Below are 14,666 nucleotides of genomic sequence, written 5' to 3' on the forward strand. Positions count from 1 at the left end.
GCGGCACCGGTGACCGGGCCGCAGCGGGGGCCTGGCAGGATGAGGGCGTGCTGAACCCTTTCCTCCAGGCCATCCACCGGTATCCGGTCAAATCCGTGGCGGGGTCAGGACCCGGCGAGGCGGTCGTGGAACCGTGGGGGCTCGCCGGGGACCGCCGCTGGATGCTCGTCGACGGCGGGCGCCGCTTCGTCACACAGCGCGCGCGGCCCCGGCTGGCCGCGGCGGCCGCCGCGGAACTCCCGGGCGGCGCCCTGCGGCTGACGGCCCCGGAGATGCCGCCGCTGACCGTCGAAGTGCCGGAGCCCGGGGTGACGGTCCCGGTCGAGGTGTGGGGGGACAAGGTCGAGGCGGTGCCCGCGTCCGGCGCCGCCGCCGAGTGGTTCAGCACCTACCTGGGCGTACCCGTGACACTGGTGCACCTGGACGAGCCGGCTCTCCGGCGGCCCGTCGACCCGGCCTACGCGCGGCCGGACGAGACCGTCAGCTTCGCCGACGGCTTCCCCCTGCTCCTCACCACCACCGCCTCCCTCGCCGCCCTCAACGCCCTCGTCGCCCGGGGGGACCACGCCGACGAGGGCCCCCTGCCGATGGACCGCTTCCGGCCGAACGTCGTGGTGGACGGCACCGCGCCCTGGGACGAGGACGCATGGTGGCGGATACGTATCGGCGAGGTCACCTTCCGCGTGGTCAAACCGTGCGGCCGGTGCGTGATGACCACCACCGACCAGCGGACCGGGCAGCGCGGCAAGGAACCGCTGCGCACCCTGGCCCGCCACCGCCGCGTCGGTGACCAGCTCCTCTTCGGCCAGAACCTGATCCCGGAGGGCACCGGCACCCTCCGCGTCGGCGACCCCTTCGAGGTGCTCGCCCGCCGCCCACCCGCCTGAGTCCCGCCCGCCGACGCCCGCACGGCGGGCGCCTGACGCCCCGTCGGCACCGGCGCACACCCCCGGCCGCGGAGCGCCCGGCCGCATTGCGGGCGCGTGTCCGGCTGCCTACAGTGAGCGCACGGCGTTGCCGACTGCGGGAGCCGTGGGGAGTGTCTAGGTGCCGATGCCGACCTGGGAACCGCCCGGAGACCATCTCATTCCGGTGCAGCAGATGCGTCCCGGGGACCACGCCTTTGTGAGCTACGAGGACGACGAGGTGCGCTGGGAGGTCATGACCGCCTTCGTACGGCTCGGACTCGCCCAGGGCGAGAAGGTCATGCTCTTCCCCGACCCGTGGCTCCCGGAGGCCGAGGTGCTGGCCCGGCTCGACTTCACCGGCCACAGCACCGTGACCGCCCGCGAACGGGGGCAGCTGGTGCTGAGCAGCATGCGCAGGCTGATCCGCCCGGACCTGCGGTTCACACCCGAGCGGCAGCTCGGGCGGCTGCACTCGGAGACGGCCCGGGCCGCCGCCGAGGGCTTCGCCGGACTGCGGGCCTTCATCGACATGCGGTGGGTGCCCGACCTGAACGCCGACGTACGGGTGATGATGCACCGTGAGACGCACGCGGACGCGCTGTTCGACGACCGCCCGTACAGCGAGATCTGCGCCTACGACCGCCGCTGGTTCAGCCGCGAGGTGCTGCACGCGATGGACCGGGCGCACCCGCGCAGCCTCCTGGAACGGCTCGGCAGCCTGCGGTCGGTGCGCGGCGGGGACGGCAGCCTGCACTTCATCGGCGACGCGGACGCCCCCGCGCGCCGCTCCTTCACCACCGCGCTGGAGCTGGCGCTGTCCGGCAGCGCGGGAACGCGCCGGCTCACCGTGGACCTGACGCGTCTGCACCTGCTGTCGGTGGGCTGCGCCACCGCGCTGATCGCGCTGGCCGACCGGGCCGGCGGACACGACCTCGTGGAGATCCGCTGCGACCGCGTACACGCCCGCACGCTGCACCGGCTCGGCGCGGGCACGGTGACCCGGCTGGCCATGACGGAGGTGATACGGCCGTGCTGACCCCGGACCCGGCCACGTCCGAGGACGGGCCGGTCGACATGCGGACCGCCACGTGCCTGCTGCGGCGCCGCTTCACCGCGCGGGTGCTGCCGCAGCTGCGGCTGCTGGTGGAGGAGTGCGCCCTGCGCGAGGGCCTGGCGGAGCCGCGGCGCGGTGAGTTCGTCCTGGCCGTGGACGAGATCGCGGGCAATGCCGTGGAGCACGCGGGCGGCTCGGGCCGGCTGCTGCTGCGCCGCATCGGTGACGAACTGGAGTGCCGTATCACCGACTCGGGCCCCGGCTTCAGCGAAACGGTGATCCCGGAACTGCTGCCGGGGCTCGACGGAGCACACCACGGGCGCGGGCTGTGGCTCGCGCGCCTGGTGGCGGACCGGTTCGCGGTCCGGCCGGGCGACGCGGGGACATCCGGGGGCCGCGGGGCCGAGGTGACACTGGCGGTACGGGTGCAGTGACGCGCGCCCGGACGCGGGGGGCCACGCCCCGCCACCTCAGAGCGGACCCTCCTCCGGACCCCGCAGCCACTCCTGCGCCCGATCGCGCACGATCTGCTCACCGTGCTGTTCGGTGGCGTCGTCGCGCTCGTACTCCAGCTGGTCGACCACCGCGACCACCCCGTCGATACGCCCCGCCAGCCGCAGCGCCACCGGCACCTCGCTGCTGCGCCCCAGCCGCCCCGACAGCGTCACCACACCCGCCTGTACGGACACGCCGAGCGCGCCGGGCTTGAGGCCGAGGGTGCGCACAAGAACTTCGGTGATCAGCTCCTCGCGGATCTCCTCGTCCGGGCGCAGGAAGACCTTCAGCAGGTCACTGCGGGTCACCAGCCCGCACAGCCGGCCCTCCGCGTCGACGACCGGCAACCGGTCGATCTTCCCGGTCACCATCAGCCGGGCGGCCTCGGTGACGGTCTGGTGGGGGCCGATCGTCACCGGCGGGGAGGTCATCAGCTGGCCCGCCCGCAGACTGCGCTTCCTGGCCCGGGCCGCGCGGGCGCTGCCGGTCAGCCGGCGACGGTTGTACCAGCGGGTCTGCAGCATGTCCTGCGCGGCCTGACGGAACATCAGGTCCGTCTCGGAGATGACACCCACGACCTTGCCGTCCCCGTCGACGACGGGCAGCCCCGTCTTGCGGTGCCGGCTCAGCAGACTGACCACTTCCCGGAACGATGTCGTCTGACGGGCCCTGACGACCTCGGTGTTCATGAGCCGGCCGACCTGTCGGTGCTCCATCACGGGCCTCCCTCATGCAGGGATACAGTGTCGGCCGCCGCCGGGACCGGCTGAAGGCGGCGCACGCGGCGATACGGTGCGCGCCCCGCAGGTGCGGGAGTGCCGTGCGGGCCGCGCGCCGTACGCGGCCCGGCGCCCCCGTCCACCCGGCCGCGCGCGGCGCCGCCGGTGATTTCGCTCTCCGTTCGCCCGGTCCGTGCATGACGCGCGCCGGACGAGGTACCTGCGGACACGGAGAGGGGGCACGACGTGCTACGAGTCATCGCGGGACTGTGGCGCTGGCGGCGCAACCCGCTGCGCCGGACGACCGACCTCCTGGAGGCGTGGGTGGCGCTGGCCACCGCCCTGCTGATCGTGCTGGGCGGCGGCTTCACGGGCCTCGCGGCGGGCAGCGCCGCCCATGACGCGCTGCGGCGGTCCGTACGGTCCCAGGCGCAGGAGCGGCACCAGGTCTGGGCGACGCCGGAGCGGGCCGCTGCGCGCCCTTCCCCGGGCTCCGGCCCGGAGGCGGCCGCGGGCCGTGAGATGCACCGCCGGGTGGACGCCCGCTGGACCGCGCCGGACGGCAGCGAGCACAGCGGTCCGGTCGCCGCGCCGGGGGCCGTCGAGCCGGGCGAGCGGTTCCGGATCTGGACCGACGTGCGGGGCCGGGTGGTGGCGCGGCCGATGGACGCGCGTACGGCCGGGGCGCATGCGGTGCTCGCGGGGCTCGGCGCGGGGGCCGTCACGGCGGCGGTGGCCGCGGGCGGCCGGCAGCTGGTGACACGCCGGATGCTGAAGCGCCGATACCGGCGCTGGGAGCGGGAGTGGGAGCGTGCGGGCCAGGACTGGGGGCGGGCCGGAGCGGGCAGCTGAACGGCCGCCGCGGGCTGCCGAACGGCCCTCGGCACGGCCTTGATGCAGGCCGCCGGGCCGCCGCCCGTCGCCGTCGCCGAACTCCCGCGCATACAGGCTGACCATGTCATCCGGCGCCTGCCGGGCGCGCTACGGTGGAGCGGCCAGCCTCCCGGCTGGGGTTCCGGGCACACGTACGCGGACATACGCGGACGTACAACTGCCGGGCCGGTAACAGCCGCACGAGGTGGGGGCACGACAGCGCCATGGCACAGGGCTCGGTCCAGGTGACGCACACGGGCACATCGCGGTGGCGGCGCCGCACGGGCGAGTACAGCTCGCTGGCCGCGGCCCTCGAAGCCGCCGGGGACGGCGACGTACTGACCGTGGGCGCCGGTACGTACCGCGAGAACCTCGTGCTGCTGCGCGCGGTGACCCTGCGCGGCCCCGAAGGCGCGCGCGGGGCGGTGCGGATCGCGCCCGCCGACGGCGTGGCGCTGACCGTGCGCGCCTCGGCGACGGTCCAGGATCTCCAGGTGGAGGGGCAGGACTCCACGGCGCCCGCGGTGCTGGTGGAGGACGGGGCTCCGGAGTTGGACGGGCTGCGGGTGGTGACACGTTCGGCGTCCGGCATCGAGGTGCGCGGCGGCGCGCGCCCGACCGTACGCCGCTGCACGGTCGACAATCCGGGCGGTGTGGGCATCAGCGTGCTGGACGGCGCGGGCGGCATCTTCGAGGAGTGCGAGGTGGTGGCCGCCGGACGGTCCGGGATCGCGGTGCGCGGCGGCGCGCACCCGCGGCTGGAGAACTGCCGGGTGCGGCACGCCTCCGGTGCGGGCCTGTCGGTCGACGGCGAGGGCAGCGGTGTGGAGGCGGTCGGCTGCGAGCTGTACGAGATCAAGGGCGCGGGGGTGCAGGTGGCCGCGCGGGCCAGCGGCCAGCTGACCGACTGCTCGGTGCACCGGACCTCGGCCGACGGCATCACCCTGGACACCGACGCGGTGCTCACCCTCGCCGACTGCGACATCCACGACATCCCGGAGAACGCCGTGGACCTGCGCTCCCGGTCGGTGCTGACGCTGACCCGCAGCACGGTGCGGCGCTTCGGCCGCAACGGGCTGTCCGTGTGGGACCCGGGCACCCGGGTGGACGCCAACCAGTGCGAGATCCACGACAGTACGGGCGACTATCCGGCGGTGTGGGTCAGCGACGGCGCCACCGCCGTACTGGACTCGACGCGGGTGCACGACGTGCCGGACGCGCTGTTCGTGCTGGACCGGGGCTCGCGTGCGGACGTGGTGGACTCCGATCTGTCCCAGGTGCGCAACACGGCGGTGTCGGTGAGCGACGGCGCGACCGTGCAGCTCGACGACTGCCGCATCCGGGAGGCGGCGACCGGCGCCTGGTTCCGTGATCACGGCAGCGGCGGCACGCTCGCCAACTGCACCATCGACGCGGCACAGACCGGTGTGATCGTGACCAAGGGCGCCGACCCCACGGTGGAGCGCTGCGTGGTCGCCTCCCCGGCCGAGGCGGGTTTCTACGTCTCGGCGGAGGGGCGCGGCACGTTCACCGGCTGCCGGGTGACGGGCAGTTCGGGCTACGGCTTCCACATCATCGACGGCTGCCGTACGACGCTGACGCGCTGCCGCACCGAGCGGTGCGCACGCGGCGGGTACGAGTTCGCGGACGGCGCCGCCGCGCAGGGTGAGGGGTACGCGGGCGGGCCGGCCGTCCTGGACTGCACCAGCGACGAGAGCCGGGCGGCCGGGGAGCCGGCGGTACCGGCCCCCGCGGTGCGGGCTCCGGCGGCCGTACCGGCGACGCAGACCACCGGGCTGCTGGGCGCCGTACCGGTGCAGCCCGCGCAGACAGCGCAGCCTGCGCAGCCCGCACCGGAACCCGCGCAGGCCGCCGCGGTGAGCCGGCCCTCCGAGGAGGTGCTCGGCGAACTGGACAAGCTGGTCGGCCTGGAGAGCGTCAAGCGCGAGGTCCGCAGCCTGATCAACATGATCGAGGTGGGGCGTCGGCGCCAGGAGGCCGGGCTCAAGGCCGCCTCCGTCCGCCGCCACCTCGTTTTCACCGGCTCCCCCGGCACCGGCAAGACCACGGTCGCGCGGCTCTACGGCGAGATCCTGGCCGCGCTGGACGTGCTGGAACGCGGTCACCTGGTGGAGGTGTCCCGGGTGGACCTGGTGGGCGAGCACATCGGGTCCACTGCGATCCGTACGCAGGAGGCCTTCGACCGGGCGCGCGGCGGGGTGCTGTTCATCGACGAGGCGTACGCGCTCTCGCCGGAGGACTCCGGGCGGGACTTCGGACGCGAGGCGATCGACACGCTGGTGAAGCTGATGGAGGACCACCGCGAGGCGGTGGTGGTGATCGTGGCCGGGTACACGGCCGAGATGGAGCGCTTCCTCGCCGTCAACCCGGGCGTGGCGTCCCGCTTCTCACGGACCATCACCTTTGGCGACTACGCGCCGGAGGACCTGCTGCGCATCGTCGAACAGCAGGGCGAGGAGCATGAGTACCGGCTGGCCGATGGGGCGGGCGAGGCGCTGCTGAAGTACTTCACCGCGCTCCCCAAGGGCCCGTCGTTCGGCAACGGGCGGACCGCCCGGCAGACGTTCGAGGCGATGGTCGAGCGGCACGCGGGCCGGGTCGCCCTGCTGGCCGACCCGGACACCGACGACCTCACGCTGCTGTACGCGGACGACCTGCCCGACCTGCCCTGATACCCCGTCAACAGCCCTTAGGCTGCTCGGGATTGTTGCGCTGGTGCGGTACGCCCGCCCCGAGCCGGGCGATCAGCACGGCGCGGGTCTCCTCGAACACCGGGTCGGACTGATAGTCGCCGTGGCCCAGGATCTGGGCGGGCAGCGGATGGTGCAGGGTCCGCCCGAAGGCGAGCGGGTCACGCAGCGGGCCGAGGTCGATGTCGGGACCGTCCTCGCAGGTGAGCCGCATCGGACCACCGATGGGATCGGTCAGCCGCCACAGGTTGCGCCAGTCGTCCATCTCGCGGTGCAGCCCGGTCAGCGCCTCCGGCCCGAAGCAGGCGGGGAACCACCGCCCGTACAGGCGCTCCAGCGGCGAGCCGTACGTGAGCAGCGCGACCCGGCTGCGGGTGACCAGGTCCAGCTGCCAGACGGCGGCCGCCGCCAGCACACTGCCCTGGGAGTGGCCGGAGATGACCAGGCAGCCGTCGTTGCTCTCCGTCCAGGTCGCCATCCGCCACGTCAGGTCGGGCACGGCGCGCTCGGCGTAGCAGGGCGGCGCGAACGGGTGCGCCGCGCGCGGCCAGAAGGTACCGACGTCCCACAGGATGCCGACGGTACGGCGGGTGGAGCGGTCCCGGTAAGCGCGCCAGCCCATGACGGCGAGCAGCAGCACGCCGACACCCATCAGCCACGATCCGAGCGACTCCGCCGTCGCGGCGGCCGTGTGCACCAGCAGCGGTGCCTGCTCCGTGGCGCGGCCGGGCGCGCGGTCGGTGAGCCAGGCGCCGGCCACGGCGCCGGCGCCCAGCACGAGGGTGACGACGCAGACGGCGCCGACCAGGACCGGCGCGGAATCGGTGAGTCCGGCCCGTGCGATGGTCGCGGCGATACGGCGCGCCCGCTGCTCATCGAGGCGTTCCTCCTTGTCGTAGAGACCGGGGATGTCCGGTTCCACCTTGCGGCGCACCAGCAGCATCTGCACACCGGCCAGGACGGCGAAGGCCGCGACGACCACCAGGAGCACCGGGAGCACCGACGCCTGCCAGGACAGCAGGACGGGCGGCCCGGCGATCGGGGCACCGGTCCGCCCGGGAGTCGCGCCATCGTCCAGCCAGTCCCCCAGCCGCTGGGCCGCTCCCCCGGTGAGCACGCCGCCCAGCGCGCACCCCAGAAGGGCGACGGCCGCGCCGTGGAACCCTTTCAGCGCGGCGCGCCCGTCGCCGTGTCCGTGGCGGCGTGCGGCGTTCTGGAGGAACCCGGCGGTGACGACGAGACCGAGGACCAGCAGGCCCTGGAAGACGGCGATGCCGCCGAAGGCGCCACTGCCGGGCAGCCGGTCGCCGCTGACCCAGCCGGGCCGGGCCCAGGCCGTGTGGACGGCCGCCAGGACCAGCACGCCGAGCGTGCCGAACGGCAGCGCCCTGACCAGGAACCGGTCGCGGTGCTCGTCCGGTTCGGCCTCGCAGCGCGCGGTGCGGCAGACGATCCAGACGGTGAGCACCGCCAGCATCAGCACCAGCACGAGCAGGGCCCGGCCGAGGGCCGGCAGCACACCGCCGCTCCCTGTACGCCGGTCGAAGTCCAGCCCGGCCGCCAGCAGCGCGGCGGCGATGGTCAGGAGCCCGGCCGCGGTGTGCGCGGCACGCAGCCGGGCCACCACCCGGCGGCCGTACCAGAAGCCGCGGCGGGTCAGCGCGGGACGCTGGGCGGGCGGGACGTCACGGGAGGTGCCGGGGCGCCGCGGCGGCGGCGAGGCGGACTCGTACGCGCTCCACGTGCGGCGGGAGAGCCACCACAGGAAGCCGACGAGCAGCAGCGGCATCAGGGCGGCGACCACCACGCGGCGGCCCGGCCCGCTCCACGTGCCGCCCTGCTCCGGACTCAGGAAGCCCATCCAGGACTTGCCCGCGGCGCACGCGGCGCTGCCCGCGCACTGCCAGGCCGTCAGGTCCAGGGCCACTTCGCAGGCCGCGGCGACCAGCAGGACGGTGAGGCTGAGGGCGAGGAGGCGGACGAGGATGTCGTACACGCGGTGGCCCCTGTGGTGGGAGGGGGCGGCGGGACGCATCCAGTGGGCGAGGTTGGCGACCATGAACGGGAGCAGGATCAGCCACAGGGCGCGGGCCCCGTTGCCGGAGGTGAGGTTGCACCAGCAGTACGCCTCGCGGATCGGTTCGGCGCGGTAATCGTCGGGGCGCTGCTCGGCGTCGGCGTCGACGGCCCTGCGGTACACGGCGGCGGTGTCGTCGCCGGTGACCAGGACGGTGCGCGGGTCGCCGAGCATCCGCTCCGGAGTCGTGCCGCCGACGCCGTGCACCAGGAGCTCCAGGGCGGGTTGCCGTTCGCCGGGTGGTGCGGCGTCCGGGGCGGTGCCCCCCGGCCCGTCAGGGGCGGCGTCGGGCCCGTTGGGCGCGGCGTCCGGCCCGTCCCTGCCCAGGGCGGCGTCCGGCCCTTCCGGAGTCGTTCGGTGCGTGCTGCTCGCGCTGTCCACTGGTCTGTCCCCCGATGCCGTACGTGCCGGTCGGCGCCGCACGGTACCCGGCGGCGCCCACCACTGTCATGTCATGCTCAACCAGCGCCCGCGGCTCCGGGCGCACGGCTCGCGCCTGCCTTCTTCCCGGTTCCGCGGGCGCACACCCCACCCGGGCGGGGCGGATTCGCCCGCTGCCGCGTGCGAGGATGTGGGCGCAACGGCAGCCGGGCGGAAGGGACAGGCCGGGGTGAGCGACAACCAGAACCTGCTCGCGGAGCAGCGGCGCGCTCTGATCCTCGACGAGGTCAGACGGCGCGGCGGCGTCCGCGTGAACGAGCTGACCCGCAAGCTCAACGTCTCGGACATGACGGTCCGGCGCGACCTGGACGCCCTCGCCCGGCAGGGCATGGTGGAGAAGGTGCACGGCGGCGCGGTCCCGGTCAGCGAGCCGAGCAGCCACGAACCGGGCTTCGAGGCCAAGTCGGGGCTGGAGCTGAGCGCCAAGGAGGACATCGCCAAGGCGGCGGCCCGGATGGCGGCGCCGGGCGGCGCGATCGCCCTGGCGGGCGGCACCACCGCGTTCGCCCTGGCCCAGCAGCTGCTGGAGGTGCCGGACCTGACGGTCGTCACCAACTCGGTACGGGTCGCCGACGTGTTCTACAACGCGCAGCGGGCGGCGGCCGGCGGCGGCCAGGCGCCGCGGGCGGGCGCGGCGACGGTGGTACTGACCGGCGGGGTCCGCACCCCCTCGGACACCCTGGTGGGGCCGGTGGCGGACGCCGCGATCCGCTCCCTCCACTTCGACGTGCTCTTCCTCGGCGTGCACGGCATATCGGTGGAGGCCGGGCTGTCCACGCCCAACCTCGCCGAGGCCGAGACCAACCGCCACTTCGTCCGCTCCGCCCGCCGTGTCGTGGTGGTGGCCGACCACACCAAGTGGGGCACGGTGGGACTCAGTTCCTTCGCCACCCTGGAGGACGTGAACGTCCTGGTGACCGACCGCGGCCTGCCCGCACAGGCACGCCAGGAGATCGCGGAACTGCCGCCGGAACTGGTCGTCGCGGGCGAACCGGGCGACGGCACAGACGTCTGAGGGACCGGGGCTGCAGTGACGCCCAGCCGCAGGGCGTGCCCTGAGGTTCCGACCCGACCGGGGGTGCCGCCCATGCCTCGCCGCGTACGCCGGCTTCGTGGGCGTCGGCACCGGCCTTGGGCCGCCGGCCGGCAGGACGGCAGCGGACAGCTCAGGCGGTAGGTAGGTAGGTAGGTACGTAGGTAGCGGCTCAGGTCGGCGCTACGGAACGGCTCAGGCAGGCCAGTTGCCGGTCTCCAGGAAGCTGTCGATCGTCGCCGCGTACGGCGCGATGTCCAGGCCTTGTTCCGCCAGCCAGCCGTCCGAGTAGTACTTGTCCAGGTACCGGTCGCCCGGATCGCAGAGCAGGGTGACGACCGAGCCGGTGCGCCCCTCGGCGACCATCTCCGCGACGATCTTCAGCGCGCTCCACAGGCCGGTGCCCGTCGAGCCGCCCGCCTTGCGCCCGATGGCCCGCTCCAGGGCCCGTACGGCCGCCACGCTCGCCGCGTCCGGGACCTTCATCATCCGGTCGACGGCGCCGGGCACGAAGCTGGGCTCCATGCGCGGCCGTCCGATGCCCTCGATGCGGGAGGCGGTGGCGCAGTCCGTCTTCGCGTCGCCGGTGCGCCAGCCGTCGAAGAAGCAGGAGTTCTCCGGGTCGGGCACGCAGATGCGGGTGTCGTACTGCATGTAGTGCACGTAGCGGGCGATGGTCGCCGAGGTGCCGCCGGTACCGGCCGTGGCCACGATCCAGGCGGGTTCCGGGTACCGCTCCAGCCGCAGCTGCTGGTAGATCGACTCGGCGATGTTGTTGTTGCCCCGCCAGTCCGTCGCCCGTTCGGCGTAGGTGAACTGGTCCATGTAGTGCCCGCCGGACTCGGCGGCGAGCCGGGCGGAGACCGCGTAGACGGTCCGCGGGTCGTCCACGAGGTGGCAGGTGCCGCCGTGGAACTCGATCAGCCGGGTCTTCTCACGGCTGGTCGTGGCGGGCATCACCGCGATGAAGGGCACACCGATCAGGCTCGCGAAGTACGCCTCGGAGACCGCGGTGGAGCCGCTGGAGGACTCGATGACGGGCTTGCCCGGCCGGATCCAGCCGTTGCACAGCCCGTAGAGGAACAGCGAACGGGCCAGCCGGTGCTTGAGGCTGCCGGTCGGGTGGGTCGACTCGTCCTTCAGATACAGGTCGATGCCCCACTCCTCCGGCAGCGGGAAGCGCAGCAGGTGGGTGTCCGCCGTCCGGTTGGCGTCCGCCTGCACCTTGCGGACGGCTTCTTTCAGCCAGCCCCGGTAGTCCGGATCACTGCGGTCGACGTCCACGGTCGGCATCGGGCAGCCACTGTCGGGCACCCGGCCCGCGGGGCTGTGTGGTGTCTGTGCGGTGCTCATCGGCGCGCTCCCCGACCTTGTTCCAGGCCCGCGCGGAACGCCGGGCCGGTTCCGACTATAACCACCCGCCACACGCTTCTCACCTGCATAAACAACCCTTTGAGCATCCCCAAGCACCACTGGGACCGAACCAGGGGCGAGCTTTGGCCAAGGGGCACTGGTGCACGCGGCACGACGCAGGCAGACTGCGCACCAAGGGGGCGGGTGGAGAGCGCACGCCCGACGTGCTGAGGAGGTGATCGCCATGGCGGAGCCCGAGTTCAACGCCACCGGGGTACGCATAGAGAGATGGCTGCTCCGGTCGCTCACCCGGGCGGGCCAGGTCGTGATCAAGGACGGCAGACTGGCGCTGCTGACGAGCTACGGCACCGAGATAGACAGTGCGCCGGTGCAGGCCGTACAGGCGCACAAACCGCTGTTCGCGACCCGCGACCGGGCGCTGGCGACCCTGAACGGACACCGTTACTCGCTGACACTGGGCACCCCGGACCGCTTCCTGGATGCCGTACGCGCGGCACGCTCCGCTCGCGCATGACAGAGTCCTTTCGGGGGACGGTGCGGTTGCGGGAGCGCACTGGTGGGACGACCCTGGACTCGTATCACTGAGGGTTCACCAGCGGTGACACTGTGGTGGAAGGCGGCATCGCTGGATCCGATCTTCGCCCCCGACGTACGAGGGCGCCCGACCTCATCAGGGAGTCGCGGTCGTGATCAGGCAGCCCAGCAGACACTGCACGGTGGAGCTCCAGGCCCTTCCGGCCCGGATCGGCCAGGTGCGCAGAATCGTATCGGCGCAGCTCCGGTACTGGCGTCTCGACGCTTTGATAGACCCGGCGGCGCTCGGCGTGACCGAGCTGCTGGCCAACGTGCACCAGCACGCGGTACCCAGCAAACAGTGCACCGTGGAACTGCTCGTCCTCCTGGACCAGCTGACGGTCTCGGTGCGCGACCTGGACCCGCGGCTGCCCCGGGTACGGACTGCCGGCGCCCTCGACACCGAGGGCCGCGGACTGTCACTGATCGCGGCCCTGAGCGAGAGCTGGGGCGTGCGGCCCGACGGCGGCGGGAAGGTCGTCTGGTTCACGCTCCCCGCGCTCTCACCGGCCCCGGAGGAGGCGGTACGCCGTACCTCTGTGGGGCGCTCGTCGTGCGCCCGCGGCAAGGCGGTGCGCGAACCGGCGCTCACATCGGCCGAACCACCCCTGCGGACACCGGTGGACACCCGTCCGCGGGTACGGGGGGCCGGGGTCGGTTGAAGGGCGGGGCGGCAGGGCCACTGCGAAGGCCAGTCCCGCGGAGCGGTCCGCCGGGTGCCGGGCGGGGCTGCGGCGGGCGAGGCGTGGGGTGCGGACGTGAGCTTTCACCCGGTGGCGGCGCGTGGCGTGTGCGGGCGCGCGGCCGTGCAAGTCCGCGCGCCCTCGTTCACACTGTTCCGCCTTTCCCTCCGGCGGCGCCGAAACGCTCGTCCAGGACGGAGAGCCGGCGCCAGTACTCGTCCTCGTCGATCTCCCCGGCCGCGAAGCGCCGGGCGAGCAGGTCGATGGGCGACGGGCCGGTATGGCCTGCCGGTACGGGACCGGCGCCCCGCAGGCCACCGAGCGGCCGACGGCGGCCACGCCACACGGTGCGCCGCAGCAGGGTGATCACCCCGAACGCGACGGCCGCCCAGAACAGCGGGAAGAGGAGGAACCAGGGGCCGGGGCCGCCGCCGGTCCACGGTTGCGCGAGTTCGTGAACGGCGGGCCCGAACGCGGCAGGCTCGTACATGACAGATCATCTCCTTGTCGGCGCGGCTGCGGAGTCGCTCTTTCGAGCCTGGCCCGTCGGGAGCCGCCGGTCGTCGTACGGCCGGGGGCATCGCGCGTACCGCCGAGGGAGTAGACCGGCCCCCGCGGCACGGGCCTCACCGACCGCGGTTGATCTCTGTAACTACTGGTATGTACAGTCACCCCATGACCACTTCCGAACGGCTCATCGAGAGCACCCGGGAGCTCCTCTGGGAGCGCGGCTTCACCGGCACCAGCCCGAAGGCGATCCTGCAGCACGCCGGCGTCGGACAAGGCAGCATGTACCACCACTTCGCGGGCAAGTCCGACCTCGCGCTCGCCGCCATCCGCCGTACCGCCGAAGCCATGCGGGCCACCGCCGACACCACCCTCTCCGGGGACGGGAGCGCGTACGGCCGGGTGCGGGCCTACCTCCTGCGCGAGCGTGACGTGCTGCGCGGCTGCCCGGTGGGCCGGCTGACGATGGACCCGGACGTCATCGCCGACCCGGCACTGCGGCAGCCGGTGTCCGAGACCCTCGACTGGCTGCGCGGGCGGATCGCCGCAATTCTCCGCGAGGGGCGTGAACGCGGCGAGTTCGACGCGGAGCTGGACCCGGAGGAGACCGCGGCCGCCGTCGTCGCCACCGTGCAGGGCGGCTACGTACTGGCCCGCGCCGCCGAGTCGCCCGACCCCTTCGACACCGCCGTGCGCGGCGTGCTGTCCCTGCTCGCGGCCCGCGCCACCGGCCCGGCCACCGCCGGCTGACCGGCCGTCAGCGCGCCCACCGGAAAGGCGTCATCGCCATGGAGATCACCCGTACCCGTCCCGGCAGCCAGGCCGGCCCCGCCGAGCGCTTCACCGGCACCGTATGGCTCGACGAGCTCGCGGCGCCGCCCGCGCCGTCCCGCCTGCGCCTGTTCAGCGTCCACTTCGCGCCCGGCGCCCGTACCGCCTGGCACCGCCACCCGCACGGCCAGATCCTGCACGTCACCGAGGGCGCCGGCCTGGTACAGCGCCGGGGCGGCCCGGTCGAGGAGATCAGGGCCGGGGACACGGTGTGGACCGGTCCCGGCGAGTGGCACTGGCACGGCGCCACGCCCGGCACGTTCATGACCCACCTCGCCCTGGTCGAGGCGGCGGACGACGGCACGACCGCCGACTGGGGCCGCCTGGTCGACGAAGTCGCCCGGACCGCGTGAACCGCCCCCGTCTCTTCCCTCACTTGGAGCTTCT

14 protein-coding genes are annotated in these 14,666 nt (G+C 73.8%); 10 read left to right on the forward strand and 4 right to left on the reverse strand.

What is annotated here, in order from left to right:
- Positions 1-47: 47 nt before the first annotated feature.
- From ACZ4Z1_RS00785 to ACZ4Z1_RS00795, 3 genes are all read left to right on the forward strand, one after another.
- Positions 48-887, forward strand: a complete 840-nt coding sequence (locus tag ACZ4Z1_RS00785) for an MOSC domain-containing protein (protein WP_468484418.1) — start codon at positions 48-50, stop codon at positions 885-887.
- 166 nt (positions 888-1,053) lie between these two features.
- The gene (locus ACZ4Z1_RS00790) at positions 1,054-1,944 is read left to right on the forward strand and encodes an MEDS domain-containing protein (protein WP_468484839.1); all 891 of its coding nucleotides are present in this window, start codon (positions 1,054-1,056) and stop codon (positions 1,942-1,944) included.
- 38 nt (positions 1,945-1,982) lie between these two features.
- Entirely contained in the window at positions 1,983-2,396 is a 414-nt protein-coding gene (locus tag ACZ4Z1_RS00795) for an ATP-binding protein (RefSeq protein WP_468484840.1), read from the forward strand.
- 36 nt (positions 2,397-2,432) lie between these two features.
- Here ACZ4Z1_RS00795 and ACZ4Z1_RS00800 read toward each other — a convergent pair whose 3' ends face one another.
- Positions 2,433-3,173: a CBS domain-containing protein gene (locus ACZ4Z1_RS00800; RefSeq protein ID WP_468484419.1), complete on the reverse strand. Its 741-nt coding sequence runs from the start codon at positions 3,171-3,173 to the stop codon at positions 2,433-2,435.
- A 249-nt stretch (positions 3,174-3,422) separates the two neighbouring features.
- Between ACZ4Z1_RS00800 and ACZ4Z1_RS00805 the strand changes: the two genes are divergently transcribed.
- Together ACZ4Z1_RS00805 and ACZ4Z1_RS00810 are read left to right on the forward strand one after the other, a co-directional pair.
- Positions 3,423-4,028 carry an Rv1733c family protein gene (locus ACZ4Z1_RS00805; RefSeq protein ID WP_468484420.1) on the forward strand — a complete coding sequence of 202 codons (606 nt, stop codon included), beginning with the start codon at positions 3,423-3,425 and terminating at the stop codon, positions 4,026-4,028.
- 245 nt (positions 4,029-4,273) lie between these two features.
- Complete coding sequence (locus tag ACZ4Z1_RS00810; protein ID WP_468484421.1) at positions 4,274-6,742, forward strand: right-handed parallel beta-helix repeat-containing protein; 2,469 nt, start codon at positions 4,274-4,276, stop codon at positions 6,740-6,742.
- Positions 6,743-6,749: 7 nt separating this feature from the next.
- On the opposite strand, the gene ACZ4Z1_RS00815 is transcribed toward ACZ4Z1_RS00810, so the two are convergent.
- Positions 6,750-9,164, reverse strand: coding sequence for a hypothetical protein (locus tag ACZ4Z1_RS00815; protein ID WP_468484841.1), 2,415 nt, complete (start codon positions 9,162-9,164; stop codon positions 6,750-6,752).
- Positions 9,165-9,447: 283 nt separating this feature from the next.
- Between ACZ4Z1_RS00815 and ACZ4Z1_RS00820 the strand changes: the two genes are divergently transcribed.
- Positions 9,448-10,293: a DeoR/GlpR family DNA-binding transcription regulator gene (locus ACZ4Z1_RS00820; RefSeq protein WP_468484422.1), complete on the forward strand. Its 846-nt coding sequence runs from the start codon at positions 9,448-9,450 to the stop codon at positions 10,291-10,293.
- A gap of 213 nt (positions 10,294-10,506) precedes the next feature.
- Here ACZ4Z1_RS00820 and ACZ4Z1_RS00825 read toward each other — a convergent pair whose 3' ends face one another.
- Positions 10,507-11,604, reverse strand: coding sequence for a PLP-dependent cysteine synthase family protein (locus ACZ4Z1_RS00825; protein ID WP_468484842.1), 1,098 nt, complete (start codon positions 11,602-11,604; stop codon positions 10,507-10,509).
- Positions 11,605-11,908: 304 nt separating this feature from the next.
- Here ACZ4Z1_RS00825 and ACZ4Z1_RS00830 point away from each other — a divergent pair, with 304 nt between their 5' ends.
- Together ACZ4Z1_RS00830 and ACZ4Z1_RS00835 are read left to right on the forward strand one after the other, a co-directional pair.
- On the forward strand, positions 11,909-12,199 hold the full coding sequence (locus ACZ4Z1_RS00830; RefSeq protein WP_468484423.1) for a hypothetical protein: 291 nt from the start codon (positions 11,909-11,911) through the stop codon (positions 12,197-12,199).
- Positions 12,200-12,371: 172 nt separating this feature from the next.
- Positions 12,372-12,920: an ATP-binding protein gene (locus tag ACZ4Z1_RS00835; RefSeq protein ID WP_468484424.1), complete on the forward strand. Its 549-nt coding sequence runs from the start codon at positions 12,372-12,374 to the stop codon at positions 12,918-12,920.
- A 166-nt stretch (positions 12,921-13,086) separates the two neighbouring features.
- Here the strand turns inward: ACZ4Z1_RS00835 and ACZ4Z1_RS00840 are convergent, their stop codons facing one another.
- The gene (locus ACZ4Z1_RS00840) at positions 13,087-13,431 is read right to left on the reverse strand and encodes an SHOCT domain-containing protein (protein ID WP_468484425.1); all 345 of its coding nucleotides are present in this window, start codon (positions 13,429-13,431) and stop codon (positions 13,087-13,089) included.
- A 185-nt stretch (positions 13,432-13,616) separates the two neighbouring features.
- On the opposite strand from ACZ4Z1_RS00840, the gene ACZ4Z1_RS00845 reads away from it, so the two are divergent.
- Entirely contained in the window at positions 13,617-14,198 is a 582-nt protein-coding gene (locus ACZ4Z1_RS00845) for a TetR/AcrR family transcriptional regulator (RefSeq protein ID WP_468484426.1), read from the forward strand.
- A gap of 38 nt (positions 14,199-14,236) precedes the next feature.
- Positions 14,237-14,632, forward strand: coding sequence for a (R)-mandelonitrile lyase (locus ACZ4Z1_RS00850; RefSeq protein ID WP_468484427.1), 396 nt, complete (start codon positions 14,237-14,239; stop codon positions 14,630-14,632).
- Positions 14,633-14,666: the final 34 nt, after the last annotated feature.

Source organism: Streptomyces sp. NPDC030165, assembly GCF_055573595.1.

What these genes read in the sequence shown, in the direction of transcription:
- ACZ4Z1_RS00800 (WP_468484419.1), bottom strand. Translation starts at nt 3,173, where the DNA reads ATGGAGCACCGACAGGTCGGCCGGCTCATGAACACCGAGGTCGTCAGG.
- ACZ4Z1_RS00830 (WP_468484423.1), top strand. Translation starts at nt 11,909, where the DNA reads ATGGCGGAGCCCGAGTTCAACGCCACCGGGGTACGCATAGAGAGATGG.
- ACZ4Z1_RS00840 (WP_468484425.1), bottom strand. Translation starts at nt 13,431, where the DNA reads ATGTACGAGCCTGCCGCGTTCGGGCCCGCCGTTCACGAACTCGCGCAA.
- ACZ4Z1_RS00845 (WP_468484426.1), top strand. Translation starts at nt 13,617, where the DNA reads ATGACCACTTCCGAACGGCTCATCGAGAGCACCCGGGAGCTCCTCTGG.
- ACZ4Z1_RS00795 (WP_468484840.1), top strand. Translation starts at nt 1,983, where the DNA reads ATGCGGACCGCCACGTGCCTGCTGCGGCGCCGCTTCACCGCGCGGGTG.
- ACZ4Z1_RS00825 (WP_468484842.1), bottom strand. Translation starts at nt 11,604, where the DNA reads ATGCCGACCGTGGACGTCGACCGCAGTGATCCGGACTACCGGGGCTGG.
- ACZ4Z1_RS00850 (WP_468484427.1), top strand. Translation starts at nt 14,237, where the DNA reads ATGGAGATCACCCGTACCCGTCCCGGCAGCCAGGCCGGCCCCGCCGAG.
- ACZ4Z1_RS00790 (WP_468484839.1), top strand. Translation starts at nt 1,054, where the DNA reads ATGCCGACCTGGGAACCGCCCGGAGACCATCTCATTCCGGTGCAGCAG.
- ACZ4Z1_RS00810 (WP_468484421.1), top strand. Translation starts at nt 4,274, where the DNA reads ATGGCACAGGGCTCGGTCCAGGTGACGCACACGGGCACATCGCGGTGG.